General features: G+C 68.2%; 26 protein-coding genes. 19 read left to right on the top strand and 7 right to left on the bottom strand.

The features are described from left to right. The first annotated feature begins 1 nt into the window (after nucleotide 1). Nucleotides 2-181, top strand: a complete 180-nt coding sequence (locus NM962_11140) for a hypothetical protein (protein UVO14489.1) — start codon at nucleotides 2-4, stop codon at nucleotides 179-181. Next, a complete protein-coding gene (locus NM962_11135; protein UVO14488.1) occupies nucleotides 178-1,320 on the top strand; it encodes a glycosyltransferase family 4 protein in 1,143 nt (380 codons plus the stop codon). The genes NM962_11140 and NM962_11135 overlap by 4 nt, the downstream gene beginning before the upstream one ends. A gap of 71 nt (nucleotides 1,321-1,391) precedes the next feature. On the opposite strand, the gene NM962_11130 is transcribed toward NM962_11135, so the two are convergent. Next, nucleotides 1,392-3,194 carry a long-chain fatty acid--CoA ligase gene (locus NM962_11130; GenBank protein UVO14487.1) on the bottom strand — a complete coding sequence of 601 codons (1,803 nt, stop codon included), beginning with the start codon at nucleotides 3,192-3,194 and terminating at the stop codon, nucleotides 1,392-1,394. Nucleotides 3,195-3,391: 197 nt separating this feature from the next. On the opposite strand from NM962_11130, the gene NM962_11125 reads away from it, so the two are divergent. The 6 genes from NM962_11125 to NM962_11100 all read left to right on the top strand — a co-directional run bounded on the left by NM962_11125 (nucleotide 3,392) and on the right by NM962_11100 (nucleotide 8,421). Continuing rightward, the gene (locus NM962_11125; GenBank protein ID UVO14486.1) at nucleotides 3,392-4,912 is read left to right on the top strand and encodes a GMC family oxidoreductase N-terminal domain-containing protein; all 1,521 of its coding nucleotides are present in this window, start codon (nucleotides 3,392-3,394) and stop codon (nucleotides 4,910-4,912) included. A gap of 60 nt (nucleotides 4,913-4,972) precedes the next feature. Continuing rightward, entirely contained in the window at nucleotides 4,973-5,368 is a 396-nt protein-coding gene (locus tag NM962_11120; protein ID UVO14485.1) for a polyketide cyclase / dehydrase and lipid transport, read from the top strand. 80 nt (nucleotides 5,369-5,448) lie between these two features. Further along, nucleotides 5,449-5,886 (top strand): SRPBCC family protein, encoded by a 438-nt coding sequence (locus NM962_11115; protein UVO14484.1) that lies wholly within the window; start codon nucleotides 5,449-5,451, stop codon nucleotides 5,884-5,886. A 35-nt stretch (nucleotides 5,887-5,921) separates the two neighbouring features. Beyond that, nucleotides 5,922-7,181, top strand: coding sequence for an ArsA family ATPase (locus NM962_11110; GenBank protein ID UVO14483.1), 1,260 nt, complete (start codon nucleotides 5,922-5,924; stop codon nucleotides 7,179-7,181). Continuing rightward, nucleotides 7,178-7,576: a hypothetical protein gene (locus tag NM962_11105; protein ID UVO14482.1), complete on the top strand. Its 399-nt coding sequence runs from the start codon at nucleotides 7,178-7,180 to the stop codon at nucleotides 7,574-7,576. The genes NM962_11110 and NM962_11105 overlap by 4 nt, the downstream gene beginning before the upstream one ends. A 110-nt stretch (nucleotides 7,577-7,686) precedes the next feature. Next, the gene (locus NM962_11100; GenBank protein ID UVO14481.1) at nucleotides 7,687-8,421 is read left to right on the top strand and encodes a 1-acyl-sn-glycerol-3-phosphate acyltransferase; all 735 of its coding nucleotides are present in this window, start codon (nucleotides 7,687-7,689) and stop codon (nucleotides 8,419-8,421) included. Here NM962_11100 and NM962_11095 read toward each other — a convergent pair. Beyond that, entirely contained in the window at nucleotides 8,382-9,677 is a 1,296-nt protein-coding gene (locus NM962_11095) for a glycosyltransferase 87 family protein (GenBank protein UVO14480.1), read from the bottom strand. The genes NM962_11100 and NM962_11095 overlap by 40 nt on opposite strands. Before the next feature lie 93 nt (nucleotides 9,678-9,770). On the opposite strand from NM962_11095, the gene NM962_11090 reads away from it, so the two are divergent. From NM962_11090 to NM962_11080, 3 genes are read left to right on the top strand one after another with little or no spacing between them, the layout of a single operon-like run. After that, nucleotides 9,771-10,784 (top strand): hypothetical protein, encoded by a 1,014-nt coding sequence (locus NM962_11090; GenBank protein ID UVO14479.1) that lies wholly within the window; start codon nucleotides 9,771-9,773, stop codon nucleotides 10,782-10,784. Continuing rightward, nucleotides 10,781-11,269 carry a polyadenylate-specific 3'-exoribonuclease AS gene (locus NM962_11085; protein UVO14676.1) on the top strand — a complete coding sequence of 163 codons (489 nt, stop codon included), beginning with the start codon at nucleotides 10,781-10,783 and terminating at the stop codon, nucleotides 11,267-11,269. Before NM962_11090 ends, NM962_11085 begins: the two co-directional genes overlap by 4 nt. Nucleotides 11,270-11,303: 34 nt before the next feature. After that, a complete protein-coding gene (locus NM962_11080) occupies nucleotides 11,304-12,689 on the top strand; it encodes a 3-deoxy-7-phosphoheptulonate synthase class II (protein ID UVO14478.1) in 1,386 nt (461 codons plus the stop codon). Between the two features lie 94 nt (nucleotides 12,690-12,783). On the opposite strand, the gene NM962_11075 is transcribed toward NM962_11080, so the two are convergent. Next, nucleotides 12,784-13,986 (bottom strand): protein kinase, encoded by a 1,203-nt coding sequence (locus tag NM962_11075; GenBank protein ID UVO14477.1) that lies wholly within the window; start codon nucleotides 13,984-13,986, stop codon nucleotides 12,784-12,786. Between the two features lie 52 nt (nucleotides 13,987-14,038). Here NM962_11075 and NM962_11070 point away from each other — a divergent pair, with 52 nt between their 5' ends. Continuing rightward, complete coding sequence (locus NM962_11070) at nucleotides 14,039-14,443, top strand: Rv2175c family DNA-binding protein (GenBank protein ID UVO14476.1); 405 nt, start codon at nucleotides 14,039-14,041, stop codon at nucleotides 14,441-14,443. Nucleotides 14,444-14,460: 17 nt separating this feature from the next. On the opposite strand, the gene NM962_11065 is transcribed toward NM962_11070, so the two are convergent. Both NM962_11065 and NM962_11060 read right to left on the bottom strand, forming a co-directional pair. Further along, nucleotides 14,461-16,098: an alpha-(1->6)-mannopyranosyltransferase A gene (locus NM962_11065; GenBank protein UVO14475.1), complete on the bottom strand. Its 1,638-nt coding sequence runs from the start codon at nucleotides 16,096-16,098 to the stop codon at nucleotides 14,461-14,463. 15 nt (nucleotides 16,099-16,113) lie between these two features. After that, on the bottom strand, nucleotides 16,114-17,163 hold the full coding sequence (locus tag NM962_11060) for a polyprenyl synthetase family protein (GenBank protein ID UVO14675.1): 1,050 nt from the start codon (nucleotides 17,161-17,163) through the stop codon (nucleotides 16,114-16,116). Between the two features lie 208 nt (nucleotides 17,164-17,371). On the opposite strand from NM962_11060, the gene NM962_11055 reads away from it, so the two are divergent. Further along, nucleotides 17,372-18,280: a mycobacterial-type methylenetetrahydrofolate reductase gene (locus tag NM962_11055; GenBank protein UVO14474.1), complete on the top strand. Its 909-nt coding sequence runs from the start codon at nucleotides 17,372-17,374 to the stop codon at nucleotides 18,278-18,280. Between the two features lie 3 nt (nucleotides 18,281-18,283). Here the strand turns inward: NM962_11055 and NM962_11050 are convergent, their stop codons facing one another. Both NM962_11050 and NM962_11045 read right to left on the bottom strand, forming a co-directional pair. Beyond that, entirely contained in the window at nucleotides 18,284-18,958 is a 675-nt protein-coding gene (locus NM962_11050) for a DUF3153 domain-containing protein (GenBank protein UVO14473.1), read from the bottom strand. A gap of 126 nt (nucleotides 18,959-19,084) precedes the next feature. Continuing rightward, entirely contained in the window at nucleotides 19,085-19,693 is a 609-nt protein-coding gene (locus tag NM962_11045) for a GNAT family N-acetyltransferase (GenBank protein ID UVO14472.1), read from the bottom strand. 240 nt (nucleotides 19,694-19,933) lie between these two features. Here NM962_11045 and NM962_11040 point away from each other — a divergent pair, with 240 nt between their 5' ends. From NM962_11040 to NM962_11015, 6 genes are all read left to right on the top strand, one after another. Further along, entirely contained in the window at nucleotides 19,934-20,335 is a 402-nt protein-coding gene (locus tag NM962_11040; protein ID UVO14471.1) for a DUF3040 domain-containing protein, read from the top strand. Between the two features lie 293 nt (nucleotides 20,336-20,628). After that, complete coding sequence (mraZ, locus tag NM962_11035; protein ID UVO14470.1) at nucleotides 20,629-21,060, top strand: division/cell wall cluster transcriptional repressor MraZ; 432 nt, start codon at nucleotides 20,629-20,631, stop codon at nucleotides 21,058-21,060. Then, nucleotides 21,035-22,276, top strand: coding sequence for a 16S rRNA (cytosine(1402)-N(4))-methyltransferase RsmH (gene rsmH, locus NM962_11030; protein UVO14469.1), 1,242 nt, complete (start codon nucleotides 21,035-21,037; stop codon nucleotides 22,274-22,276). The genes mraZ and rsmH overlap by 26 nt, the downstream gene beginning before the upstream one ends. Next, a complete protein-coding gene (locus NM962_11025; protein UVO14468.1) occupies nucleotides 22,276-23,388 on the top strand; it encodes a hypothetical protein in 1,113 nt (370 codons plus the stop codon). The genes rsmH and NM962_11025 overlap by 1 nt, the downstream gene beginning before the upstream one ends. Continuing rightward, nucleotides 23,385-25,391, top strand: coding sequence for a penicillin-binding protein 2 (locus tag NM962_11020; GenBank protein ID UVO14467.1), 2,007 nt, complete (start codon nucleotides 23,385-23,387; stop codon nucleotides 25,389-25,391). The genes NM962_11025 and NM962_11020 overlap by 4 nt, the downstream gene beginning before the upstream one ends. 141 nt (nucleotides 25,392-25,532) lie before the next feature. Beyond that, nucleotides 25,533-25,778, top strand: coding sequence for a hypothetical protein (locus NM962_11015; protein ID UVO14466.1), 246 nt, complete (start codon nucleotides 25,533-25,535; stop codon nucleotides 25,776-25,778). Nucleotides 25,779-25,871: the final 93 nt, after the last annotated feature.

The following is a 25,871-nucleotide window of genomic DNA, read 5'->3' as shown; positions in this document are numbered from 1 at the left end:
GATGGCGCGATTCCTTATCGGGCCGCGGGCGGCCCGCATCGTCATCGCGCTGTGCCTGATGGCGCGATTTCTCTTCGGGCCGCGGGCGGCCCGCATCGTCATCGCGCTGTGCCTGATGGCGCGATTTCTCTTCGGGCCGCGGGCGGCCCGCATCGTCATCGCGCTAGCATCCCACGGGTGAGCCGGGTCCTGCTGGTAACCAATGATTTTCCGCCGCGTCCCGGCGGCATCCAGTGCTACCTGGAAGAGCTGGTGCGCCGTATCGCCGGTAGTGGGCGCCACGACGTGACGGTGTACGCGCCCCGGTGGAAGGGCGCGGACGCTTTCGATGACGCTGCGAAATCGGTCGGCTACCAGGTGGTGCGCCATCCCGGCACGCTGATGGTGCCGGGGCCGGGCGTCGACTCCCGGATGCGCCGGCTCATCGCCGACCAGGGGGCCCAGACCGTCTGGTTCGGTGCGGCCGCCCCGCTGGCGTTGGAGGCGCAGCGGGCGCGCTCTGCCGGTGCCACCCGGGTGGTGGCCAGCACGCACGGCCACGAGGTGGGCTGGTCGATGTTGCCCGGTGCCCGCTCGGTGTTGCGCCGGATCGGCGACTCCTGCGACACCGTCACCTTCGTCAGCCACTACACCTGCGGCCGGTTCGCCTCGGCGTTCGGCCCCGACGCCGCGCTGGAGCACCTGCCTCCCGGAGTGGACACCGACCGGTTCCGCCCGGACCCGAGTGCCCGCGCCGAATTGCGGGCCCGGCACGGGCTGGGTGAGCGTCCGACCGTGGTCTGCGTATCGCGGCTGGTGCCCCGCAAGGGCCAGGACATGCTGATTCGGGCGCTGCCGGCGATTCGGCAACGCGTGGACGGGGCTGCGCTGGTGATCGTCGGCGGTGGACCCTACGCCGAGACGTTGCACAAGCTGGCCGGCGAGTGCGGGGTCGCCGATGCGGTGACCTTCACCGGTGGTGTACCAGCCGCCGAACTGCCGGCCCACTACCTGCTCGGCGATGTGTTCGCGATGCCGTGCCGCACCCGCGGTGCCGGGCTTGACGTGGAGGGACTGGGTATCGTGTTCCTGGAGGCGTCGGCGGCCGGGGTCCCGGTGGTTGCCGGCGACTCGGGCGGCGCACCCGAAACCGTCCTGCACAACCGGACTGGCCTGGTGGTCGACGGCCGGGCTGTACGGCAGATTGCTGACGCCGTCGCCGGATTGCTCGCCGACCCCGATCGGGCCGCCGCGATGGGTGCGGCTGGACGCGATTGGGCGACCGGCCACTGGCGCTGGGACACCCTGGCCGGACGCATGGCCGACCTGCTGCAAGCCTGAGGTGCCGCGAGTGTGCGTTTTGATGGGCAAGGCCGTTCGGCCGACGATTCCGCACACTCGGCGCAGCTAGCTCAGCCCTTGGCGTAGATCGCTTCGATGGCGTCGGCGAACTTCTCCGCGACCACGTTGCGCTTGACCTTCATCGTGGGGGTCAGCTCGCCGGTGGCTTCGGTGAAGTCGACCGGCAGGATCTGGAACTTGCGGATCGACTCGGCGTGCGAGACAGCCAGATTGGCATGCTTGACGGCCGCGTCCACCTCGGCGATCAGATCCGGGTCGGTCGCCAGGTCCGCTGGGGTCGCGGTGCTGGCCTTGCTGTTGCGCTGCTTCCAGCCCTCGATAGCCTCGGGGTCGATGGTGATCAGTGCGCCGATGAACGGCTTGGCGTCGCCGACGACCATCGCCTGGCTGATCAGCGGGTGCGACCGCAGCTGGTCCTCGAGCACCGCGGGGGCGACGTTTTTGCCGCCCGCGGTCACGATGATCTCCTTCTTGCGGCCGGTGATCTTCAGGTAGCCCTCGTCGTCGATGGCGGCCAGGTCGCCGGTGCGGAACCAGCCGTCGGTGAACGCGTCGGCGGTGGCCTGCTCGTTCTGCCAGTAGCCGCTGAAGACCACGCCGCCGCGCACCAGCAGTTCACCGTCCTCGGCGATGCGCATGCTGTTGCCGGGCACGAGCTTTCCGACGGTCCCGACCTTCATGCCGCCGACCGGGTTGACGGTGATGGCGGCAGTGGTCTCGGTCAGCCCGTAGCCCTCGTAGATAGACAGTCCGACGCCGCGGTAGAAGTGGCCCAGCCGTTCGCCCAGCGGTGCTCCGCCGGAGACCGAGGCGCGGCAGTTGCCCCCCAGCGCGGTACGCAGCTTGTGGTACACCAGCTTGTCGAACAAGGCGTGCTTGGCGCGCAGCAACAGGCCGGGGCCGCCGCGTTCGGTGGCCTCACTCCAGTCCACCGCGGTCTGGGCCGCCATCTCGAAGATGCGGCCCTTGCCGTCGTTGGCGGCGTTTTGGGCGGCGGTGTTGTACACCTTCTCGAACACCCGCGGCACCGACACCACCACAGTCGGCTTGAACACCGAGAACATCGGCACCAGGTTCTTGATGTCGCTGGTGAATCCGATCGTGACCTTGTTGGCGAAGCCCGCGATGCTCAGGGCGCGAGCCAACACGTGGGCCAGCGGCAGGAAGACCAGCAGGCGCTGGCCGGAAGTCATCAGGGTCGGCAGTGCGGCCTGGGTGCCGCGGACCTCGTGGATGAGGTTGGAGTGGGTGAGCTCGCAGCCCTTGGGGCGTCCGGTGGTGCCCGAGGTGTAGATCAGCGTCGCCGGGTCGGTGGCCCGCAACGCGTCGAGGCGCGCGGTGACCTGTGCCGGATCCTGGCCGGCGCCGGCCGCGGCGAGCTCATCAAGTGCCGGGGTGTCCGAGCCGTCGATGGTAAATACCCGCCGCAGTGACGGCAGGTCGCCGGCGAGTTCGTTGACAATCTGGGCGTGGGCGTCGGTCTCGGTGAACGCCACGACCGCGCTGGAGTCCTGCATGACCCAGCGGACCTGCTCGGCCGACGACGTCTCGTAGATCGGAACGGTCACCGCACCGATGGACAGGATCGCGTAGTCCAGAATGGCCCACTCGTAGCGGGTTGCCGAGAAGATGACCACCCGGTCGCCGGCCGCCACACCCTGGCTGATCAGGCCCAGCGCGGCCGAACGGATCTGCGCGGCGGCTTCTGCACAGGTGACGTCGGTCCAGGCCCCGTCGACCAACCGCTGGTAGATGACGAAGTCGGGGCTGTTGCGCTCGTGCTCGAAGACGACCGCGGCGACGTTGTCGTGCTCCTCGACGGTGAACGGCGCGGGAACACTGAACTCACGCATTGCGATGACCTCTCTTGCCAACCTGGGTGTCGATCCGCTACAGCCTAGTCGGCCCCTGAAGACGACCGTGACGGTGTTCACGTTGCGGCTCAGTCCGGGGGCGCATCGGCAAAATCCCCGCCGGATGGTTCAGCCACCGGAAGGATGTTTTCCAGGCTGATCATCGGTCGCGGCCCTCGACAGGAGGCGGAGATTCCATGGAGACCTCATACGACTTCGTTGTTGTGGGTGCCGGCTCGGCCGGGTGCGCGGTTGCCGGCCGACTTTCGACGCAGTCCGCGGCGACGGTGTTGCTGATCGAATCGGGCGGCTCGGACCGGAGATTGGCGGTGCGGGCGCCGGCGGCCAGTCCTTCCCAGTACGGGACGGCCCTGGATTGGGGGTACGAGACCGAACCGGAATCCGGGTGCGCAGACCGGCGGATCGTGCAGCACCGCGGTCGTGTCCTGGGCGGCACGAGCGCGATGAACGCGCTGGTCTGGGTCAAAGGCAGCGACCTCGACTACGACGGCTGGCAGCTGCCCGGGTGGGGCTGGGCCGACGTGGCGCCGGTGTTCGCGCGTATCGAAGACGGGTCGATGCGGGTCACTCGGACTGCGTACCCCGATGAACTGTCCCAGCGATTTGTCGCAGCGGCCCGGGCCGCGGGGATCGCTGCCAACGATGACGTCAGCGGACCCGCGCTTGAGGGGGCGGCGCTCAGCCCGGTGAACGTCCACAACGGACAGCGGTGGAGCACGCCGCGCGGTTACCTGAACGGCCAGCGCAATCTGCGCGTGGTCACCAAAGCCGACGTCCATCGGGTGATCATTCGGAATGGTCGTGCGGTCGGCGTCGAGTACCGCCGCCGGGGCCGCGTCCATCAGGTGATCGCCGACCATGAGGTGGTCGTGAGTGCCGGCGTGTTCGGCACTCCGCAGCTGCTGCAACTGTCGGGCATCGGCCCCGCCGATCGTCTCCGCGCCGTGGGAGTAACCCCGCTCGTCGACAGTTCCCGGATCGGGCAGGGTGTCACCGATCACCCCCACACCTGGGCCATTTGGGATCCTGCCCCGGGCCACCGCGGCCTGTCCGACATCACCAATCCGAGATGGCTGCTGCAGTGGTTGTTCACTCGGACCGGCAAATTGACCAGCAACGGAGTCGAAGCGGTTGCGCATATCCGGTCGGCGGCCGACCTTCCCGCCTGCGATTTTCAGCTGATGTGCATTCCTGCCGATCCGCTCGCCGAGCCCGGCACCCGGAGAATGCGTCCCACCGTGGCGATCGGCCAGTCCTATTGGACACCCAAGAGTCGCGGCAGCGTCATGATCCGTTCCGCAGACCCGACCGTCCCGCCGGCCGTCCGGCTGAATCTGCTCGCCGAGCCCGACGATGTGCGCGCACTGGCTCGTGCTATCGAGCGCAGCCGGGACATTATGGCCACCGAACCGATCGCATCGGCCGTCCAACGCGAACTCTTGCCCGGCCCCGGTGCCGACCTCGATGACTACGTCAGGACAACCGCCGTCACCACCTACCATTCGGCCTGCAGTGTCGCAATGGGCGCCGAACCCGACAGTGCACTCGATGCCGTGCTGCGAGTCCGGGGGGTGGAGAACCTGCGGGTCGCCGATGCGTCGGCCCTGCCGAGAATTCCGCGGGCCAACACCAACGCGCCATCTATCATGCTGGGCGAGCGCTGCGCGGACTTCCTGCTTGAGCGGTGGGCGCGATAGCGCCGCCCGAGACGGGCGGCGGCGAACATGCAGCAAACCCGTTCGATACGCTTGCGGGCCATGAACAGTATCCAGGTCGCCGACGAGACGTTCGTCGCCGCATCCGGCGAGCAGGTCGGGGCGGCTGTCGCCGATCGTTCGAGCTGGCAGCGGTGGTGGCCCGACCTGCAGCTCCAGGTGGTCGAGGACCGTGCTGACAAGGGCATGCGGTGGACCGTGAGCGGCCCGCTGACCGGCACCATGGAGATCTGGCTGGAGCCGATGCTCGACGGCGTGCTGCTGCACTATTTCCTGCATGCTGAACCCACCGGTGTGAGCGGCCGGCAGCTGGCCCGGCTGAACCTGGCGAAGCTGAACCATCGCCGCCGGGTGGCCGGCAAGCGGATGGCCTTCGAAGTCAAGGACCGCCTTGAGCGTTCCCGGCCGGTGGGGGTCCCTCCGATCGCCGTAAGTTGACCCGGCTTCGCCGGGACCGGCGAGGTACCGTCTCTGCCGAGGGCCGGCGGCAGGCGCGAGCGAGTTAGGGAAGTAAGTACGTGGCGGATAAGACAGCTCAGACGATCTACATCGCGGCGGATCCGGACACGGTGATGAAGGTGATCGCCGACATCGGCGCTTACCCCGACTGGGTCTCGGAGTACACCGAGGCCGAAGTGCTCGAAACCGATGCCGACGGTTACCCGAAGGTGGCGCGGCTGGTACTCGACGCGGCCGTGCTCAAAGACACCATGGTGCTGGACTACGACTGGTCGGCGGACCACCGCTCGGTGCGCTGGTCGTTGGCGTCGAGTTCCCTGCTGAAGGCCCTCGACGGTGAATATCGCCTGACGTCCAAGGGATCCGGAACCGAGGTCCTGTACGAATTGTCGGTGGATCTGATGATTCCGATGATCGGCCTGCTCAAGCGCAAGGCGGAGCGGCGGCTGACCGACACTGCGCTGAAGGACCTGAAGAAGCGAGCAGAGGCTGAGTGAGCCCGCCTCAGGCAGGAACGCCGACAGCGCTCCCAGTGGCTGCGATCAGTCTGTTCGTCGGCAAGGGCGGCGTAGGCAAGTCCACGTGTGCGGCGGCGACCGCGGTCTCGCTGGCATGCGCCGGAGACCGGGTGTTGTTGATCTCCACCGACCAGGCCCATTCGGTCGGGGATGTGCTCGGACTGCAGGTGCCCCCCAGCGGTGGCCGAGACCCCATCTCGGTGGACATCGACGACGCCGGAGCGGGAGTCGGCTGCCTGGACGTGCTGGCACTGGACACGCTGGCCCTGCTTGAGCGGCACTGGGTGGGCGTGGTCGATGTCCTAGCCGCGCGGTTCCCGGAATCTGATCTGGGTAGCGTTGCGCCCGAAGAGCTTTCGGCGCTTCCCGGTGTTCAGGAGGTGTTGGGCCTGCACGAGGTCGGCGAACTCGCGGACAGTGGGCGATGGGACCGGGTCGTCGTCGACTGTGCGTCTACCGCTGATGCGATGCGGATGCTGACGCTGCCGGCGACGGTGGCGCTCTACGCCGAGCGGTCCTGGCCGCGGCACCGTCGGCTCAGTGGAACAGAGGATCCCCGGTCGACGGCATTGGTCGAGTTGATCGAGCGAATCAGCGGCGCCGCCGAGCGGCTTGCCGAGCGACTGACCGATGAGACGACGGTCGCCGCGCACCTGGTGCTGACCGCCGAGCGCGTCGTGGCCGCCGAAGCCGTCCGGACGCTGGGAGCCTTGTCACTGACCGGCGTGCGGGTGGCAGAGCTGATCGTCAATCAGATTTTGTTGCAGGACGATTCGTACGTCTACACCAACCTGCCGGCCCACCCGGCGTTCGACTGGTACGCCGAACGGATCAGGGAACAGAGCGGTGTCCTCGACGAGGTCGACCGGGCCATCGGTGATGTGGCGATGGTGCTGGTCCCGCACCTGGCGGGGGAGCCGATCGGCCCCAAAGCACTGGGCGATCTGCTCGCGAACAGCCGCCGCCGCGACGGATCGGCGCCTCCCGGTCCGGTCCGGCCGGTGGTCGATCGGGAGTCCGGTTCCGGGCTGGGGGCGGTGTATCGACTACGGCTAGAGTTACCCCAGGTCGATTCCGGTGCGCTGAGCCTGGGGCGATCCGGAGATGATCTGATCATCGGTGCAGGTGGCACCCGACGCCGGGTTCGGTTGGCGTCGGTGCTGCGGCGCTGCACGGTCGTGGACGCAACGCTGCGCGGCAGCGAATTGACGGTGCGCTTCCGGCCGGATCCGAATGTGTGGCCGGTGACTGGCGACGAGGAGGTGCGACGTTGAACGCTGGCGCGCACCCCGACTTGGGTGAGCTCGGGCCCGAGCTGCGCAAGCTTGCCCAAGCGATCCTGGATCGACTCGACCCTGCGGTGCGCGCCGCGGCGCTGCTGGCGGCCTCCTCGGGGGACGGCCCCGGCAAATGTCAACAGGTGTGGTGCCCGGTGTGCGCGCTGGCGGCGCTGGTAACCGGGGAAGAACATCCGCTGCTCACCATCGTCGCCGAGCACAGCGTCGCGCTGTACGAAGTGATCCGCGCAGTGGTCGGAGAGGCCGACCCGCACGGTGGGGCGCCCCGCCCGCCCGACCCCGGCTCGCCCGGCGGAGGCGGTGGCGGCGACGAGCCGCCGGCCCGGCCCAGCTATGAGCCGATTCCGGTCACCATCGAAACCGAAAGCTGAGGAATTCCACGGAATTCGCGATGTGACGAATCACCGTGTGGCTCTAGCCACGTCCGGTCGGTAAAGTTGGCGCGAACACGGCCGCCTAGTCGGGGCAGGAGGGAGGGGCCATGTGGTACTGGCTGGTGAAGTACGTATTCTTTGGGCCTCTGCTGGCCCTGATCGGGCGGCCGAAAGTCGAGGGCCTGGAGAACATCCCTGACGAAGGGGCGGCCATCCTGGCCAGCAATCACCTGGCCGTCATGGACAGCTTCTACCTGCCGCTGGTGGTACGCCGGCGGATCACCTTCCTGGCCAAGTCGGAGTACTTCACCGGTACCGGCATCAAGGGCTGGCTCACCCGGTCGTTCTACACCGCCGTCGGGCAGGTTCCCATCGACCGCAACGACTCTGACGCCGCGCAGGCCGCGCTGACCACGGCCCAGCGAATCCTGTCGCAGGGCAAGCTGCTCGGTATCTACCCCGAGGGCACCCGCTCACCCGACGGCCGGCTGTACAAGGGCAAGACCGGACTGGCGCGGCTCGCGCTGCATACCGGTGTCCCAGTGATCCCGGTCGTCATGGTCGGCACCAACGTCGTCAACCCTCCCGGCACCAAGATGCTGCGCTTCGGCCGGGTCACGGTCCGCTTCGGTGAGCCGATGGATTTCTCCCGCTTCGACGGGATGGCCGACAACCGTTTCATCGAGCGTGCTGTCACCGACGAGGTGATCTACGAGCTGATGAGGTTGTCCGGGCAGGAATACGTCGACATCTACGCGGCAAGCGTCAAAAACGGTGTCCCGCAGCAGGACGGGGCAACGGGTCAGCCGGTCGCCCGGTTTCCGGAGACTGCGGCGGGCTGATCCGGATTCGTCCGGGGGCCGGGCCGCAGCGTCGCGCCGGCCGTGATGATCACGGCGAGCGCCCACCACACGTAGGACGTCCCGGCCAGTTGGCGCCACCACGCCGCGCCGGCCTCGTGATGTTCCGGCAGCAACTCGATCGGGCTGCGCATCATCAGCGCCACCCCGGCCACACTGAGCGCGCCCAACGCGACCGCACGATGTCGGTAGGCCACCACCGCGGTGACCACCACGGCGGGCAGCATCCACACCCAGTGGTGTGACCACGACACCGGCGAGACCACCAACCCGAACAGTGCCACGCAGACCAGCGCCAAGATCGGCTCGCCGGCGGCGAGCACACGGCGCGCCGCCCACCACATCGCCGCGAGCACCAGGACGCAACCCGCCAGCCACAGCACCGAGCGCAACTGGTCGTTCAGCGGCAGCCGGGCCAGGGCGCCGGCCAGGTTCTGGTTGGTGTTCAGGCTCGCCCCGCCGATGCGGTCGGTATCGCTGACGGTGTGCGTCCAGTACTGCCAGGAGTCGCTCCAGGCCATCACGAAGCCCACCAGGGTCGCCGCCAGGAACGATGCCACGGTGGTGACCGCGGCGCGCCGGTCGCGTCGTAACAGGAAGTAGAGCAGGAAGACCGCCGGGGTCAGCTTGAGTGCCACTGCGATACCCAGCAGCGCGCCGCGCGGCCAGTGGGTGCGCCGTGGCACACAGTCGGCGATCACCAGCGTCATCAGCACCGCATTGACCTGGCCGAAGTCGAAGTTGGCCCAGATCGGTTCGGCATCCAGCCAGATGGAGGCCGCCACGATCGCCACGGCCACCACGCCGCGGTGCCACCAGGCTGGCCCGCTGCCCGGGCGCACGTCGAAGTGGACCCCGAGACCGGTCAGCACGATGGTGATCGACACCACCAGCAGCAGCGTCGACAGGACGGTCAGCGCGGCGGTGGCGGTGCCCAGCGACACCCAGGTGAGGGGAGCGAACATCACCGCGGCGATCGGGGGATAGGTGAACGGCAGTACCGTCCCGTCGATCTGGGTTTGGAACCAGTCCTCGCCGTAGAGCGGCCGGCCCGCACGCCAGGCCTCCGCCGCCATCCGGTAGACGTCGACGTCGATGTGGTAGGGCGTGCTGCCCAGCGCCCGCCACGTCGTGTAGCCCAGGGCTGCAATCGCCAGCAACGTGAAGATCCACCAAACGGCCCAACCGCTGATGCCCCCGCGCCGACGGCCCGGGTCGGGCGGCCGCGATGTAGTCATGTCGCAGCACAGCCTATCCGGTAGCGACGTTAAGCCGGGGGATACCTGTGGCGATCCCGGCGTGGTGTGCCACGAGGGCGTACGTTGCATTAGGTGCTGGAATGGTTCCGCGACGACATCGTCGGCCGTGGCAGACTGCCGTTGCTCGGCTGTCTGCTGGCCTTCCTGGTGACGTTTCTGGTGACCCGCTCCGTGGTGCGCTATATCCGCAGCCAGGCCGGAAACCCCGGTCCGCCGCGGTGGTGGCAGCCCCGCAACCTGCGCTTCGGCTCCAAGCACATTCACCACGTGGTCTTCGGGGTCGTGTTGGTGATGGTCGCCGGGGTGACGCTGGTGGCCGCCGGGCCGAACGCGCATGAGCCGGCATTCAGCCTGGCTGCGATAACGTTCGGGGTCGGAGCGGCGCTGGTGCTCGACGAGTACGCGCTGATCTTGCACCTGTCCGACGTGTATTGGGAGGAGGACGGACGTGCCTCGGTGGACGCTGTGTTCGCCGCCGCCGCGGTCACCGGACTCTTGGTGCTGGGTTTTCATCCGCTGACGTTTGTGCTGTCGACGTGGCACGACACCTCCTCGCCGCTGATCCACGCCGGTGTGATCGCCAGCCTGGTGATGGCGCTGCCGCTGGGGGTGATGGTGTTGTTGAAAGGCAAGGTGTGGACCGGGTTGATCGGGATGTTCTTCTTTCCGCTACTGGTGGTGGGCGCGGTGCGGTTGTCACGGCCACACGCCCCCTGGGCCCGCTGGCGCTACCTGACCCGTCGGGACCGGATGCACCGTGCGTTGGAGCGCGAGCGCCGGCTGCGCCGCCCGGCTATTGCGGCCAAGCTCTGGTTGCAGGATGCGATCGCGGGTCGGCCCCAAGTGCCCGATGAGCGGGCCGTCGACGCCGAGCTCGACCGTGAGGTGCGGGCCGCGTCGGCACCGACGGTGCAGTTCATGGTTCCCCGCCAGCAGGTCCCCATCGGCAGGCCGCCGGCCAGGCCGGCGCCCGCCGCAGGTTCGCCTGCCCGCTCGGGGCCCAACCGGGCGGTTTCGGAGGCGTCGGCGCCGACCATGCCGGTTGCGATTCCGCGGATACACCGGCCGGGCGGTCCGTGGCAGTGAGGTACTTCTACGACACCGAATTCATCGAGGACGGCCGTACCATCGAGCTGATCTCGATCGGCGTGGTCGCCGAGGACGGGCGCGAATACTATGCGGTCTCCACCGAGTTCGACCCGGACCGGGCGGGGGCGTGGGTTCGCACCCACGTACTGCCGAAGTTGCCGTCGCCGGCTTCGCAGACGTGGCGGTCGCGCAGCAGGATCCGCGCGGATCTGGAGGAGTTCTTCGGCGTCGAGCGCGGTGAACCGATCGAGTTGTGGGCCTGGGTGGGAGCCTACGACCACGTGGTGCTCTGCCAGTTGTGGGGCACCATGCCTGATCTGCCGACGCCGATCCCACGTTTCACCCGCGAGCTCAAGCAACTGTGGGAGGACCGGGACCGGCCAGCCCTGCCACCGCGGTCGACGGGCAGTCACGATGCACTGGTCGACGCCCGCGACCAGCTCCGCCGTTTTCAGGTGATTACCGGCAGCGAACTGGCCTGATCAGGCAGGGTCGGCGCCCGGCTACCATGGTCGGGTGAACTGGACCGTTGACGTACCCATCGACCAGCTGCCGGCGCTGCCGCCGCTGCCCGCGGATCTGCGCGAGCGCCTCGACGCCGCGCTGGCCCGGCCGGCCGTCCAGCAGCCGAGCTGGCCCGCTGACCAGGCCAAGGCCATGCGCACCGTGTTGGAGAGCGTCCCGCCCATCACGGTGGCGTCCGAAATCGAGCGCCTCAAGGCGCAGCTGGCCCAGGTCGCCCGCGGGCAGGCTTTCCTACTGCAGGGCGGCGACTGCGCGGAGACCTTCACCGACAACACCGAGCCGCACATCAAGGGCAACATCCGCACTCTGCTGCAGATGGCGGTGGTGCTGACCTATGGGGCCAGCATGCCCGTGGTCAAGATGGCCCGCATCGCCGGTCAGTACGCCAAGCCGCGGTCGGCCGACATCGACTCGCTGGGGCTGAAGTCCTACCGCGGCGACATGGTCAACGGCCTGGCCCCGGATGCCGAATCGCGCGAACACGACCCGTCGCGTTTGGTGCGGGCCTACGCCAACGCCAGCGCGGCCATGAACCTGGTGCGGGCGCTGACGTCGTCGGGCCTGGCATCGCTGGAGCTGGTGCACGACTGGAACCGGGAATTTGTCCGTACCTCGCCGGCGGGTGCCCGCTACGAGGCGCTGGCCGGTGAGATCGACCGCGGCCTGAAGTTCATGAGCGCATGCGGGGTCGCTGACCGGGAGTTGCAGACCGCCGAGATCTACGCCAGCCACGAGGCACTGGTGCTCGACTACGAGCGGGCCATGCTGCGGATGGCCGACGTCTCGGGCACACCGCAGCTCTACGACCTGTCGGCGCATTATGTGTGGATCGGGGAGCGGACCCGCCAGCTCGATCACGCACACATCGCGCTCGCCGAGGTGATCGCCAACCCGATCGGGGTCAAGCTCGGTCCCACCACCACGCCGGACCAGGCAGTCGAATACGTGGAACGTCTTGACCCGCACAATGTTCCGGGGCGTCTGACGCTGATCAGCCGGATGGGTAACAGTAAGGTGCGTGACCTGCTCCCGGGCCTCATCGAGAAGGTGCAGGCCACCGGCCACCAGGTGATCTGGCAGTGCGACCCGATGCACGGCAACACCCACGAGGCCTCCACCGGTCACAAGACCCGCCACTTCGATCGGATCGTCGACGAGGTCCAGGGCTTCTTCGAGGTACATCACGCGCTGGGAACCCACCCCGGCGGCATCCACCTGGAGTTCACCGGAGAAGACGTCACCGAGTGTCTCGGTGGCGCCCAGGACATTTCGGATGCGGACCTGGGTGGGCGCTACGAGACTGCCTGTGACCCTCGACTCAACACCCAGCAGTCGCTGGAGCTGTCCTTCCTGGTCGCGGAGATGCTGCGCGGCTAGTTTTCTTGCCGCGAGTTTCTTTACCGCGAGCAGACAGAGAATCGCACGGATAGGCGACCCGTGATGCGATTCTCTGTCTGCTCGGCGGAGGGAACTAGAGCAGCGCGCCGACGTTGTTGCCTAGCGTCCACGCCAACGCGGCGACCAACGTGGTGGTTGCGAACAACACGGCGAGCCAGATGACCACCATCCGGCGCGCGTGCTGGCGTTCCAACACGAAGCGGCTCAGTTCGACGCCGCCGAATTGTCCTGTAACCAACTCATATTGGGTATCGGTGTCCTCGATCCAGTCCGCCGGGCCGCGGGTCATGTGCAGTGTCTGGTGTTGCGGTGTCTGGCGTTGCGGCGGCGCCGGGCGTTCCGGGGCGCGGCGGGCCGGGGCGGCGGCGTTGTGCTGGGCGGAGTTTCGGGGGGCCGGCACCCGGAACTCCGGCAGCGCGAGTCGCTCGGTGATCATGTCAACCGCGTGCGCCATCTCGAGCCCATCGGCATAGCGCTCCGCCGGTTCGCGGGCGGTTGCCCGGGCAACCAGGTCGTCGAATTCGCCTGGGACTCCGTCGATAGCCGAACTCGGCAGGGGGACATCATGATCCAGCCGCTGGTAGGCCACCGTCAACGACGAATCACCGGAGAACGGCGTGTGCCCGGTCAACAGCTCGTAGGTGAGCACGCCGACCCCGTACACGTCGCTGGCGGGGCCGGCGTTGCCGTCCCGGACCTGCTCCGGGGACAGATAGGCGGCGGTGCCCAAAATCACGTTGGTGGAGGTGATTCCAGCCGCCGCGATGGCGCGTACCAACCCGAAGTCGACCACCTTCACGTCGCCGTCGTCGGAGATCAGGATGTTCTCCGGTTTGACGTCGCGGTGCACCAGCCCGGCCCGATGCGCGATCCCCAGGGCTCCTAGCACCGGCCGCAGCACCGCGGCGACCGCGTGCGGCGGCATCGGGCCACGTTCGTTGAGCAACTCGCGCAGCGTCCCGCCCTCGACGAGTTCCATCACCAGAAACGGCTGCCCGGGGTCGTGCGGGGTGCCGAATCCCTGGTCGTACACCGCCACCAGCCCCGGGTCTTTGAGCCGGGCGACCGCTCGGGCCTCGAGCTGGAAGCGCGTCAGGAACTGCTGGTCACCGGCGTAACGCAGGTCCATCACCTTGATCGCGACCGGACGGTCCAGGCGCTCGTCCAGACCGCGGTACACCGTCGAGGTGCCGCCGGTGGCGATCCGGGTGCCCACCCGGTACCGGCCGTCGAGCAGCGCGCCCTCCAGCGCGTCGCCGCCCCACGCTCCAGTCACCTGGTCATGGTATGTGTGCAGATGGCCGGTCCGGCGGTTCTAGACTTGTGTCGTGAGCAGCATTCCGGCCTCCGAAGACGTGCTTGAGCCCGACGAACCCACATTTGACCTGCCTCGGGTCGCCGAGATGCTGGCGGTGCCCGTCACCAAAGTGCATCAGTACCTGCGGGACAATCACCTGATCGCGGTGCGGCGGGCGGGGGCGTTGAGGGTGCCGCGGAACTTCTTTACCGAAGAGGGGGACATCCTCAAGAGCCTGCCCGGGCTGTTGGCGGTGCTGCGCGACGGCGGCTATCAGGAGACCGACATCGTGCGGTGGCTGTTCACCCCGGATTCGTCGCTGTCGTTGACTCGCGACGGCGTGCGGGAGTCGATCGACAATGCCCGCCCCATCGATGCACTGCACGCCCATCAGGCCCGTGAAGTGATGCGCCGGGCGCAAGCCATGGCGTACTGAGCTTCAAGCGGCATCTTTCAAGCAGCGTCGAGGGCATGCCCTTGTTCTGCCCGCGACAGCCGGTACCAGGCGTACACCGCGCATCCGGTCGCACCGATCACATGCAGCCAGGTGTACATGCCGTGCGAGCCGTCGGGTTTGAAGATCACCATGATCCAAGTCGACGCCGCGGCGATCGCGGCGATCGCGGTTGGTGAGCGGACCACGGTGGCCGCCACCGCCAGTGGCCAGGTGTAGTACCAGGGCAATGCGGCCGGCACGAACAGCACCACCACCAGCATGGCCCAGGCGATCCCGGCGACCGCAGAGCGATCGTCGCGCCGCGCTCGCCACCACAGCACCGGCAGCAGCAGCCCGATCACCACGACCCCGCTGATCCGGGTGATGTGCAGAACGGCATAGAAGTTGACCGGGGCGAACAAGCCGCCGACGGCGTGGATCAGATTGGCTGCCGCGGTCGGCACAGTGAGCCAGTTGATGATCTTGACGTTGCCGGCCAGCAGTGCGGTCAACCAGCCCAGACCCACGCCGGCCAGGGCCGACAGCACGGCGAACACCGCGACGACGATCGTGGTGGACACCGCTGCCGCGGTGGCGAATGCGATCACCGTCGGATATCCGCGGCGCTCAAGTCGCGGTTCCAGCTTCGGCTCTCCTTCGTCGAGCCTCGCTGAACCGCGGCGCTCAAGTCGCGGTTCCAGCTTCGGCTCTCCTTCGTCGAGCCTCGCTGAACCGCGGGGTTCCCGCAGGCGACGCATCCACACCCACACCAGGAACGGCAATGCTATTGCGGCGGTGGCTTTTACCGCGGCCGCCAGCGCCACCAGTGTTATCCCCGCCACGTGGCGGCGTTCCAGGGTCAGCGCGATCCCGGCCATCACCAGGCCGACCATCAGCATCTCGTTGTGGACTCCACCCATCAGGTGGATGATCACCAGCGGGTTGAGCACGGCCAGGTACAGCGCCGCGGGTGCGCTGCCACCGACTCGGGCGGCGACCCGGGGTGCGGCCCAGATCAGCAGCGCCAGCCCGGGCAGCATGCACAAGCGCAGCACCATGGTGCCGGCCACCACGTTGTTGCCCACCAGCATCGTGACGAGCTTGGCGACCAGAATGAACGCCGGGCCGTACGGTGCCGTCGTCGCTGCCCAGATCGGGCTGACATCTTCGAGCAGGGGATTGGGGTTGTCCACCGGCCCCACCACGTACGGGTCGAATCCATCCCGCAGCAGGGCGCCCTGGGCCAGGTATGAGTAGGTGTCGCGGCTGAACACCGGGACCGACAGCAGCAGCGGTGCCAGCCAGAAGCCGGTGGTGGTGATCAATGTGTAGGTGCTCACGGTGCCCTCGATCACCCGCCGGCCCAAGCCGAGCCAGGCCACCAGCATCACCGCGACCCCGGCCCACAGCAGCACCGATGACAGCACCAGGCCGTGGCCGAAACGCAGCCATGACAGATGCAGGGAATCCAGCACCGGGTCCTGGATGCGGGTGCTGCCGGCACCCAAGCCTCCCAAGGTGATCAACAGCGCGCCCAGACAGCCGAGCCATGCCGCTCCCGCCTGCTCGCCGGCGGCGAACTGCCGCAGTCGGGACAGGCGGCTCGCGGCGTCGCTGGACGCGCGGGGGACCGGTGTGGTGGTGGGGTTCGACATCGGCGCTCCGAGCGATCAGGCGGACCGGTCGGCGACCCGGCGAGCCAGGTCGGTGAGTCCGGCTTTGGCAACCTCGTCGATGGGTGCGGCCGCCAGCGCGGCCATGGCACGGCGGGTCAGCAGATCGATACGGTCCTCCACGGCCGCCAGCGCGCCTACCGCCTCGATCGTCTCGCACAGTTCGCGGACCTGCGCCTCGGTCAGCGCGGTGCCGATCGCATTGCGTAACCGATTGGCCGCCACCGGATCCGACTTGTCGGCCAGCTCGACGGCCTCGGCCAGCAGCACGGTGCGCTTGCCCGAACGCAGGTCGTCGCCGGAGGGCTTGCCGGTGACCGCCGGATCCCCGAACACCCCCAACACGTCGTCGCGCAGCTGGAACGCCACGCCCAGGTCGGTGCCGAGTTCGTGGAACAGCGCCTGGATGTCGGGCCGGTCGGCTGCGGCCGCCACCCCCAGCTGCAGCGGGCGCACCACCGTGTAGGAGGCGGTTTTGTAGGTGTTGACGCGCATCGCCGAAGCGATCGAGTCCACCCCGCTGGATTCGGCGACGATGTCGAGGTACTGGCCGCCCAACACCTCGGTACGGATGTCCGACCACACGCCCCGCACACGCCGCCGGGCGTCGGCTGGCAGATCGGCACCGGCGACGATGTCGTCAGCCCACACCAGCGCCAGGTCGCCGAGCAGGATGGCGGCCGACATCCCGAACTGGTCGGGCGAGCCGCGCCAGCCGCGGGCGCGGTGCAGCTCGGCGAACTTGCGGTGGGTGGTGGGGTTGCCGCGGCGGGTGGCTGAGGCGTCGATCACGTCGTCGTGCACCAGCGCGCAGGCATGCAGCAGTTCCAGCGCGGCGAACAGCAGCAATTCGCCGTCGTCGGCATCGCGGCCGGTGATGGCGCGCCAGCCCCAGTAGGCGAACGCTGGGCGCAGCCGTTTGCCGCCGATGAGCACGAATTCTTCGAGGCCGGTGATCAACGCCTCGTAGTCGTCGCCGATATAGGCGGTCTCGGTGCGGCGGGTGCGTAGGTGGGAGCGCAGCGTTTCGGTCACGGCCGCGGCCAGTTCGGCGGCCGACGGTGGAGTCGCTGCGGATGCCTTGAAACTCAGCTCGGCGCCCCTTTCTGTGCTGCCCGGCCGGGGACCCCCAGCGTGGGTCCAGCGTAGAGTGTGCCACCACAGCCGGGGGGACTGCGGCCGGTAGCGGCCGGAGGCGGCCGCCGCCGCCCGTTCCTGCCCTGTGGCACTGTTGACTGTCTGCTGACTGTCTTTCATGAGGAGCTGGTACGTGGCCTTGAACACCGTCGCACTCGAGCTTGTCCCACCGAACGTGGAAAAGGGACCCGAGCAGACGATCGAGGAGGCGCACAAGGTCGTGCGGTTCGCCGCCGAGGCTGGCCTTGAGGGGCGGATCCGTCACATCCTGATGCCGGGGATGATCAACGAGGACGATGACCGCCCGATCGAGATGAAGCCCAAGCTCGACGTGCTGGACTTCTGGAATGCGATTCGGCCTGAGCTGCCAGGCATGGCCGGGTTGTGCACCCAGGTCACCTCGTTCTCCGACGAGGCGGCGCTGCGGAGCCGGCTGGGCGATCTGACCGGCGCCGGGATCGAGGGCGTGGTCTTCGTCGGCGTGCCTCGCACTATGGCCGATGGCGAGGGCGCGGGGGTGCCGCCGACCGACGCGCTGGCGACGTTTCGCTCCGACGTGGCCAACCGCGGCGTCATCTTGATTCCCACCCGGGCCGACGAGATCGGCCGGTTTAACTTCAAATGCGACCGCGGGGCGACGTTCGGCCTGACCCAGCTGCTGTATTCCGACGCGATCGTGCCGTTCTTGACCGAGTTCGCCAAGCACAGCGAGGCACGCCCGGAGCTCTTGCTGTCGTTCGGCTTCGTGCCGTCGTTCGAGAACCGGATTGGTCTGATCAACTGGCTGATTCAGGATCCGGGCAACGCGGCGGTGGCCGCCGAACAGGACTTCGTCAAGGCGCTCGCCGACAGCGACCCCGACCAGCGGTGCAAGCTGATGCTTGACCTGTACAAGCGGGTGATCGACGGTGTCGCGGACCTGGGCTTCCCGCTGAGCATCCATTTCGAGGCCACCTACGGGGTGTCCGCGGCGGCATTCCGCACCTTTGCCCAGATGCTCGAGTACTGGTCGCCAGAGCCCCGCTGATCCTTAGCCGGCGCTGTCGTCGGGGGAGCTGAATCGTGGTGAGCGGTCCCGCCCGTACCAGGCGATAGCCGCGACCGCGCCCGCCGCGGCGAGCGTAGACAGGATCAGCCACAGGGCAGCGTGGGCGAAGGAGCGGGTGCTGGGATCGGTGTAGCGGGCTTGGGCGCTCATGGTGCTCACCACGCCTGGCTTTAGCCTCCACTGCACCGTGTCGCTGCCGATGCGTTCGCCGTTGGCGGACGTCACCTCGCCGGGGAACGCGACACTCAACTCGACGTCGGCCTCCGGGTCGCCCAGTGAGGTGAGATCCACCCGGCCTTCCAGGATCACCAGGTTTCCGGCGCGGCGCAGTGACAGGTCCACCCCGGCCGCGTCGCGGTGCATTTCGGCCAGCCGCGGCAGTTCGGCGAAGGTCAGGTCGGAGAACACCGCCTGGGAGCCGACATAGCCGTCCCTGCTGTAGTTGGAAATCGCGACCTTCTGCGGGAACGGCAGGTCGGCGCTGAGCTTGGGCCCGGTGTCGTTGTCGTTGCGCGGCTTGGCCGCAACGACGATCTGGCCGGAGACCTGATCGTTGGGAGAGACGGTGATGTTGGCCCGAATGCGCACGCACCCGGCCAACGGCGCCGCGATCAACAGCAGCGTGACCAGAGCCACCAGGCGACGGTAGGTGCCCAACCGTCGAAACCGGCGCTGAGGGGGCGCTGGAACGGGTCTCCGAGCGGGCTGTAGCGAACGCCGAACATGCACGACGTCATCGTGCCAGACCAGTCGGCGGCTCCGGTGACGACGCGGCGCTTGGATTTACAACGGCAGTGGTCGGCCCAAGATGGCGAACGGCCGCGGATCCCCGGCGAAGTGGTGACCGCGGATGACGTCGGTGAACCCCAGCCGCCGATACAACCGCCAGGCGCGGTTGCCTTCGCCATTGGTCTCCGGTGTGGACAGCAGCACGTTGGCTTCAGGACGCCCGGCCAGCAGGCGGCGTGCCAGGGCTTCACCCAGGCCGCTGCCCTGGGCGCGTGGCGCCACGTGCAATTCGGTCAGCTCGAAGTAACTGGCCATCAGGCGCGCGATGTCGGGATGGGGCAGGCCGCGGCGCTGTAAACCCAGCACCACCTGCTGCTGCCACCACTGGTCGGGGGCTCCGCAGTAGCCGTAGGCCACGCCCAGCAGCTCGGCGCCATTCAACCCGGCCGGCGCGGCGTCCGGCTGACCAATCTCGCCGGCTTCGTTGTCTTGGAAGGCGGCCACCGCCCGCCAGCCGCTCCGGCGGGTGTGGTCGAGCCACATCGCGGCACGTTGGCTCTCGGTGCCCGGGGGGTAACCCATCGCGGTGACGTAGACGCGCAGAGCCGCACCGAGGTGATCCGCCATTTCGCGCGGCGACATGTCGAGGAGGAAGGTCACCAACGTGCAGGTTCCTTTCCCGCAGAAGGGGGAGCGTGCCCGATGTCCGGAGTCCCATTATCGGCGATTGGGTCCTGCGGCGTCGGCCGTTGTGGTTCGACATCGTCGGACCGCCGCTACAATCGGCTGGTGAAGCCTGTGGTACGGCGCAGGCCTACCTCGTATTATCAGTGTTAGTTGCCCGCACCAGTCCGTATTGCGCCGTGGGCAATGATATGAGCGGCCGTCGGCAAGGAGGGACGAATGCCACTCTCCGATCATGAGCAGCGCATGCTCGACGAGATCGAGAGCGCGCTCTACGCCGAGGACCCCAAGTTCGCTTCCAGCGTTCGCGGCGGCGCCCTGCGTACCCCGACCACCCGCCGGCGGGTGCAGGGCATGACACTGTTCGTGGTCGGTCTGGTGATGCTGGTCTCCGGTATCCCGATCTATGCGACCACCGTCAATTCGGCATTCCTGATTCTGAGCGTGCTGGGATTCGTGGTCATGTTCGGTGGAGTGGTGTTCGCTATCACCGGCAACCACGCGACCGCCAGCCGTGAGGGTGCGGCCAGGCCGGGCGGGAGTTCGCCGCGGCGGGTCAAGGGCGGCGGCACGTTCGCCAGCCGGATGGAAGACCGTTTCCGCCGCCGGTTCGAGCCTTAGGCCGATCCAGCGGCACGTGTGATGTGAAAGGGCAGCCGATCGGCTGCCCTTTTTCTTGGCGTTTCGGCGCGCGGCAGCTCCGGTGACCCTGCGCGCACCCCACCTCGCCCCACTTTGCCTACATTGGCGCTGAGCTGGTCGTTTGGTGCCCAGCTGGGCCCTTTTTCGTATGCCTGGACGACACGATGGCCCATCTGGTGGGGCATAGGGGCGGAATCGACCTAGTAAATGGTGCGTAGTGGGGGATTGTGGGGTATCGTGGGCTGCGAAGTCGACATGGCGGGAGGTGGCCGATGTTCCTCGGCACCTACACGCCCAAGCTCGACGACAAGGGGCGGCTGACACTGCCCGCGAAGTTTCGTGATGCGCTGGCAGGAGGGTTGATGGTCACCAAGAGTCAGGACCACAGCCTGGCCGTGTATCCCCGCGCGGAGTTCGAGCAGTTGGCCCGCCGGGCGGCCAAGGCTTCGCGCAGCAACCCGGACGCGCGAGCATTCCTGCGCAACCTGGCCGCCGCCACGGACGAACAGCACCCCGACGCCCAGGGCCGGATCACCCTGTCGCCCGACCACCGCCGCTACGCCAACCTGTCCAAGGAGTGCGTGGTCATCGGCTCGGTCGACTACCTGGAGATCTGGGACGCGCAGGCCTGGAGCGACTACCAGCAGACCCACGAAGAGAACTTCTCCGCGGCCAGCGATGAAGCACTCAGCGACATCATCTGAGGCGCACGCCCGTGCCTCGTGGCCTCTGTCCGAACCGACCCTGACGTACTTCCCCAACGTCAGGTTCGCGCCGTCGGGCAGGGACCTCGAGGCAAGGGCCTGCGGGCGATCGCAAGCGGGGCGGAGCCGGGTACCGGTGGTCGCGCGCAGTGGGCCCGGGCTGGCAGCACCTCGTGCAATTCATTGGCCGCAACAGGGAGGTATTGCTGTGGCCGAACAGGGCGAATTCGGACATGTGCCGGTCCTGCTGGACCGCTGCGTGGAGCTGCTGGCTCCGGCGCTGACCAGGCAGTCGCCCGACGGCCAGGGTGCGACCTTGGTGGACGCCACCCTCGGGGCCGGCGGGCACACCGAGCGGTTCTTGAGCGAGTTCCCGGGCCTGCGAGTCATCGGTCTGGACCGCGACACCACCGCACTCGACATCGCCGGGGCAAGGTTGGCCCGCTTCGCCGATCGGCTCCAGACGGTCCGCACCCGATACGACGGGATTCCGGCGGCGCTGGCCGAATCAGGTTTGGCCGCAACCGGGTCGGTGGCCGCGGTGTTGTTCGACCTCGGGGTGTCCTCGATGCAGCTCGACCGGGCGGAGCGAGGATTTTCCTACGCGCAGGACGCGCCGCTGGACATGCGAATGGACCCGCAGGCCGACCTCACCGCCGCAGACATCGTCAACACCTACGACGCGGCCGCGCTGACCGACATTCTGCGGCGCTTCGGCGAGGAGCGTTTCGCATCGCGGATCGCCTCGTACATCGTGCGCCGCCGGGCCCAGACCCCATTCACCTCGACCGGGGAACTGACGGAGCTGCTCTACGAGGCGATTCCGGCGCCGGCGCGACGCACCGGGGGACACCCGGCCAAGCGGACGTTTCAGGCGCTGCGCATTGCGGTCAACGGCGAACTGGACTCACTGCGAGACGCATTACCGGCGGCGCTGGATGCGCTGGCGGTGGGTGGACGCGTGGCAGTGATGTCCTACCAGTCGCTGGAGGACCGCATCGTCAAGCAGCAGTTCGCTGCGGCCACCGCGTCTCGCACACCGGTCGGACTTCCAGTCGAATTGCCCGGCGACGAACCGAAGTTCACGACGTTGACGCGGGGCGCCGAAAAGGCCGAGGCGGATGAGATCGAGCGCAATCCACGAGCGGGCTCGGTCCGGCTACGTGCGGTCGAGCGGGTCCAGGCCGGACCGATCGTGGCATCGAGGGGGAAGTGATGGCGACCAAGCGCAAGCCCGCGGCACGGCAAGGCGACCGTCGCCGTAATCCCGAGAGCACAACCCGCACCGGCCCGCGGCGGGTCACCGAGCAAACGCAGGCCCGGGGCCCGCGGCGCCAGCGTGGGACCACGCCCGCAGCGGGTCGTGAGTCGCGGCCGCGCACCGGCCCGCAAAAGGCGGCGTCGCTTCGCCCGGACCCCCGACCGGTGCCGCCGAAGAACACCAAGCAGGCCAAGGCGCGGGCGAAGGCGCGCAAGGCCAAGGCGCCCAAGGTTATACGCGTCCCGCTGCGCGAACGCCTGATTGCTCGGCTGGCCTCGGTCGACCTGCGGCCGCGCACGCTGGCGACCAAGGTTCCGTTCGTCGTGCTGATCATCGGCGCGCTCGGCATCGGGCTGGGAATCACCCTGTGGCTGTCGACGGACGCCGCCGAGCGGTCCTACCAGTTGGGCAACATCCGGGAGCGCAACCGGGTCCTCATGCAGCAGAAAGAAGCGCTCGAGCGCGACGTGCTCACCGCCGAATCCGCACCCGCGCTTGCCGAGGCGGCCCGCGAACTGGGCATGATTCCCAGCCGCGACACCGCGCATCTGGTCCAGGACCCGATCGGCAACTGGGTGGTCGTCGGGACCCCGAAGCCCGCCGAGGGTGCGCCCCCGCCGCCGCTGAACACCAAGCTGCCCGACGATGTGGCACCACCGGCCGAGGTGCCGGTTCGGGTGCCCCCGGCCGGGCCGAAGCTCGACAGCCGCCATCTGCCCGCCGCAGTACCGCCGGCTCCGGCGGTGCCCGGCGCGCCGCTGACCATTCCGGGCCTGCCGGGAGTTCCCGGCATGCCGCTGGCCGGTCCGTTGCCCGGTCCTGGCGCGCAAGACATCCCGCCACTGGCGACACCTCCGGCCATCCCGTCTGGCGCCTTGCCGCCCGTCGCTTTGCCGCCGGGGTCGGTAGTGCCGCCCGAGACCGTGCTGCCGGTGGGCGGAACGCTTCCGCCGGCGTCGGTCCTGCCTCCGGGGGCGGTGCTGCCGCCCGAGGCCGTCCTGCCTCCGCAACCCCCGCTGCCGCCCGAAGTCCTGGCGCCGCCGGTGGCCGGGGGAGCCGCGCGATGAGACGGCCCGCGCGGGGAACCGGCCCGGCACGCCGCGGCGACGGCTCGACCGCAGCTGCCTCGCGAAAGACCCGCCGATCCGCCACCTCGCCGGCCAAGCCGGCCAAATCCGCCAAGCCCGCTAAGGCGCCGAAAGCGACTACCACAACCGGGCATTCGGCGCGGGAGCGTCGTACCCGCCAAGCCACCGAGGTGGGACTGCGTAGCGCTTCGTTCGTTTTCCGGCACCGCACCGGCAACGCGGTCATCTTCCTGGTGCTGGCCTTGTCGGCGGTTCAGCTGTTTTACCTGCAGGTGCCGCGGGCCTCCGGGCTGCGGGCCGAAGCCGCCGGACAACTCAAGGTCACCGACGTCCAGCAGGCGATGCGCGGCGACATCATCGACCGCACCGGCGACAAGCTCGCGTTCACCATCGAGGCTCGGGCGCTGTCCTTCCAGCCGGTCAAGATCGGCAAGCAGCTCGCCGACGCCAAGAAGAAGAATCCGTCGGCCCCCGATCCGCAGCTGCGGCTGCAGCAGATCGCCAAGGAGATCTCTACGCGCCTCGGCAACAAGCCGGACTCCGCGGCCCTGCTGAAGAAGCTGCGCAGCAACGAGACCTTCGTCTATCTCGCCCGTGCCGTTGACCCCGCGGTGGCCGAGGTGATCACCGAGAAATGCCCTGAGGTCGGTAGCGAGCGGCAGGACCTGCGGCAGTATCCGGGAGGGTCGCTGGCGGCCAACATCATCGGCGGCATCGACTGGGACGGCCACGGCCTGTTGGGGCTGGAGGACTCGATGGACGCCGTGCTGGCCGGAACGGACGGGTCGGTCACCTACGACCGCGGCTCGGACGGCGTGGTCATCCCGGGCAGCTACCGCAATCGGCACAAGGCCGTCAACGGGTCGACGATCCAGCTCACCCTCGACGACGACATTCAGTTCTACGTCCAGCAGCAGGTGCAGCAGGCCAAGAACGTCACTGGTGCACACGACGTCACGGCCGTGGTGCTGGACGCCAAGAGCGGTGAGGTGCTGGCGATGGCCGGCGACAACACGTTCGATCCTTCCCAGGACGTCGGGCGCCAGGAGGACCGCGAGCTCGGCAACCTGGCGGTGTCCTCGCCGTTCGAGCCGGGCTCGGTGAACAAGATCATCACCGCCGCCTCGGTCATCGAGTACGGCCTCGGCCACCCCGACGACGTCCTGCAGGTACCCGGATCGATCAACGTCGCCGACGTCACCGTCAGCGACGCCTGGGAACACGGCGTCGCGCCCTACACCGTGACCGGAGTCTTCGGAAAGTCCTCCAACGTCGGCACCCTGATGCTGGCGCAGCGGGTGGGGCCCGAGCGCTGGTTCGACATGGCGGAGAAGTTCGGGCTGGGGCAGCGCACCGGTGTGGCACTTCCGGGTGAGAGTGCCGGCCTGCTTCCACCGGTGGACCAATGGTCCGGCAGCTCGTTCGCCAACCTTCCTATCGGTCAAGGCCTTTCGATGACGCTGCTGCAGATGACCGGGATGTATCAGGCCATTGCCAACGACGGTCTGCGGATTTCGCCGCGGATCATCAAAGCGACCATCGCCGCCGACGGCAGCCGTACCGAGGAGCCTCGGCCCGAAGGTGTTCGGGTGGTCTCGGAGCAGACCGCGGCGACCGTGCGCAACATGCTGCGCTCGGTGGTGCAACGTGATCCGACCGGCGTTCAGCAGGGCACCGGATGGCAGGCCGCCGTGGACGGATATCAGATCGCCGGGAAGACCGGTACCGCACAGCAGATCAACCCGGCCTGCGGTTGCTACTACAACGATGTCTACTGGATCACCTTCGCCGGGATAGCGCCCGCGGACAATCCGCGCTACGTCATCGGCCTGATGATGAATAACCCCCACCGCGCCGCGGACGGGTCGCCGGGCACCTCGGCGGCACCGCTGTTCCACAACATCGCCGGGTGGCTGCTGCAGCGTCACAACGTGCCGCTGTCGCCGGACCCGGGACCGCCGCTAGTCCTGCAGGCGATGTAGTCGGCGCGCCGCGACAGCAGATCCGTCGACTCGCGTCCGTAAAAAAAGACGTGATTCCGTCGCCTTGATGATGGTCGGATGGTTATCGTTCGGACAACGCGGGGACAAAGGGGGTTCCGCGCCGAAGAGAAGGGGTCGATCATGGCCCGAAAAGCCATTGCGATCAGTTACGCAATTCCGGGGGTTCTCGCCGCGGCGGCAGGCATCGTCGCGGTGGGGATGCTCGGCGCACCCATCGCAAGTGACCACCAGGCCAGCGGCTGTTTCATGACCAAGGATGGAAACTGCGAGGACCTGCCGGACCCGACCCAGTACGGATGTGCGCCCGGGGACTTCCAATGCATGTTCGACAAGAAGCTCACGCAGCCGCCGCCTTCTGACGGCTGACCCGGGCCAATGCGGCGGTCCCCGCTTCGCCGGGCAATCGCCCCCACCACGACCCGCCGTCGGCTAAGCCGGATCGCCTGCGCTGTGGATACG

It is taken from the genome of Mycobacterium sp. SVM_VP21, assembly GCA_024758765.1.
Lineage (GTDB): Bacteria > Actinomycetota > Actinomycetes > Mycobacteriales > Mycobacteriaceae > Mycobacterium > Mycobacterium heraklionense_C.
Note: the sequence above shows the minus strand (reverse complement) of the source record. Positions and strands in the feature narration are given on the sequence as shown.

Excerpts from the sequence above, each read along its gene's own strand:
- NM962_11095 (UVO14480.1), bottom strand. The coding sequence starts at position 9,677 with ATGACTACATCGCGGCCGCCCGACCCGGGCCGTCGGCGCGGGGGCATC.
- NM962_11125 (UVO14486.1), top strand. The coding sequence starts at position 3,392 with ATGGAGACCTCATACGACTTCGTTGTTGTGGGTGCCGGCTCGGCCGGG.
- NM962_11025 (UVO14468.1), top strand. The coding sequence starts at position 22,276 with ATGGCGACCAAGCGCAAGCCCGCGGCACGGCAAGGCGACCGTCGCCGT.
- NM962_11120 (UVO14485.1), top strand. The coding sequence starts at position 4,973 with ATGAACAGTATCCAGGTCGCCGACGAGACGTTCGTCGCCGCATCCGGC.
- NM962_11100 (UVO14481.1), top strand. The coding sequence starts at position 7,687 with ATGTGGTACTGGCTGGTGAAGTACGTATTCTTTGGGCCTCTGCTGGCC.
- NM962_11055 (UVO14474.1), top strand. The coding sequence starts at position 17,372 with ATGAGGAGCTGGTACGTGGCCTTGAACACCGTCGCACTCGAGCTTGTC.
- rsmH (UVO14469.1), top strand. The coding sequence starts at position 21,035 with ATGAAGCACTCAGCGACATCATCTGAGGCGCACGCCCGTGCCTCGTGG.
- NM962_11015 (UVO14466.1), top strand. The coding sequence starts at position 25,533 with ATGGCCCGAAAAGCCATTGCGATCAGTTACGCAATTCCGGGGGTTCTC.
- NM962_11065 (UVO14475.1), bottom strand. The coding sequence starts at position 16,098 with ATGTCGAACCCCACCACCACACCGGTCCCCCGCGCGTCCAGCGACGCC.
- NM962_11140 (UVO14489.1), top strand. The coding sequence starts at position 2 with ATGGCGCGATTCCTTATCGGGCCGCGGGCGGCCCGCATCGTCATCGCG.
- mraZ (UVO14470.1), top strand. The coding sequence starts at position 20,629 with ATGTTCCTCGGCACCTACACGCCCAAGCTCGACGACAAGGGGCGGCTG.
- NM962_11020 (UVO14467.1), top strand. The coding sequence starts at position 23,385 with ATGAGACGGCCCGCGCGGGGAACCGGCCCGGCACGCCGCGGCGACGGC.
- NM962_11130 (UVO14487.1), bottom strand. The coding sequence starts at position 3,194 with ATGCGTGAGTTCAGTGTTCCCGCGCCGTTCACCGTCGAGGAGCACGAC.
- NM962_11040 (UVO14471.1), top strand. The coding sequence starts at position 19,934 with ATGCCACTCTCCGATCATGAGCAGCGCATGCTCGACGAGATCGAGAGC.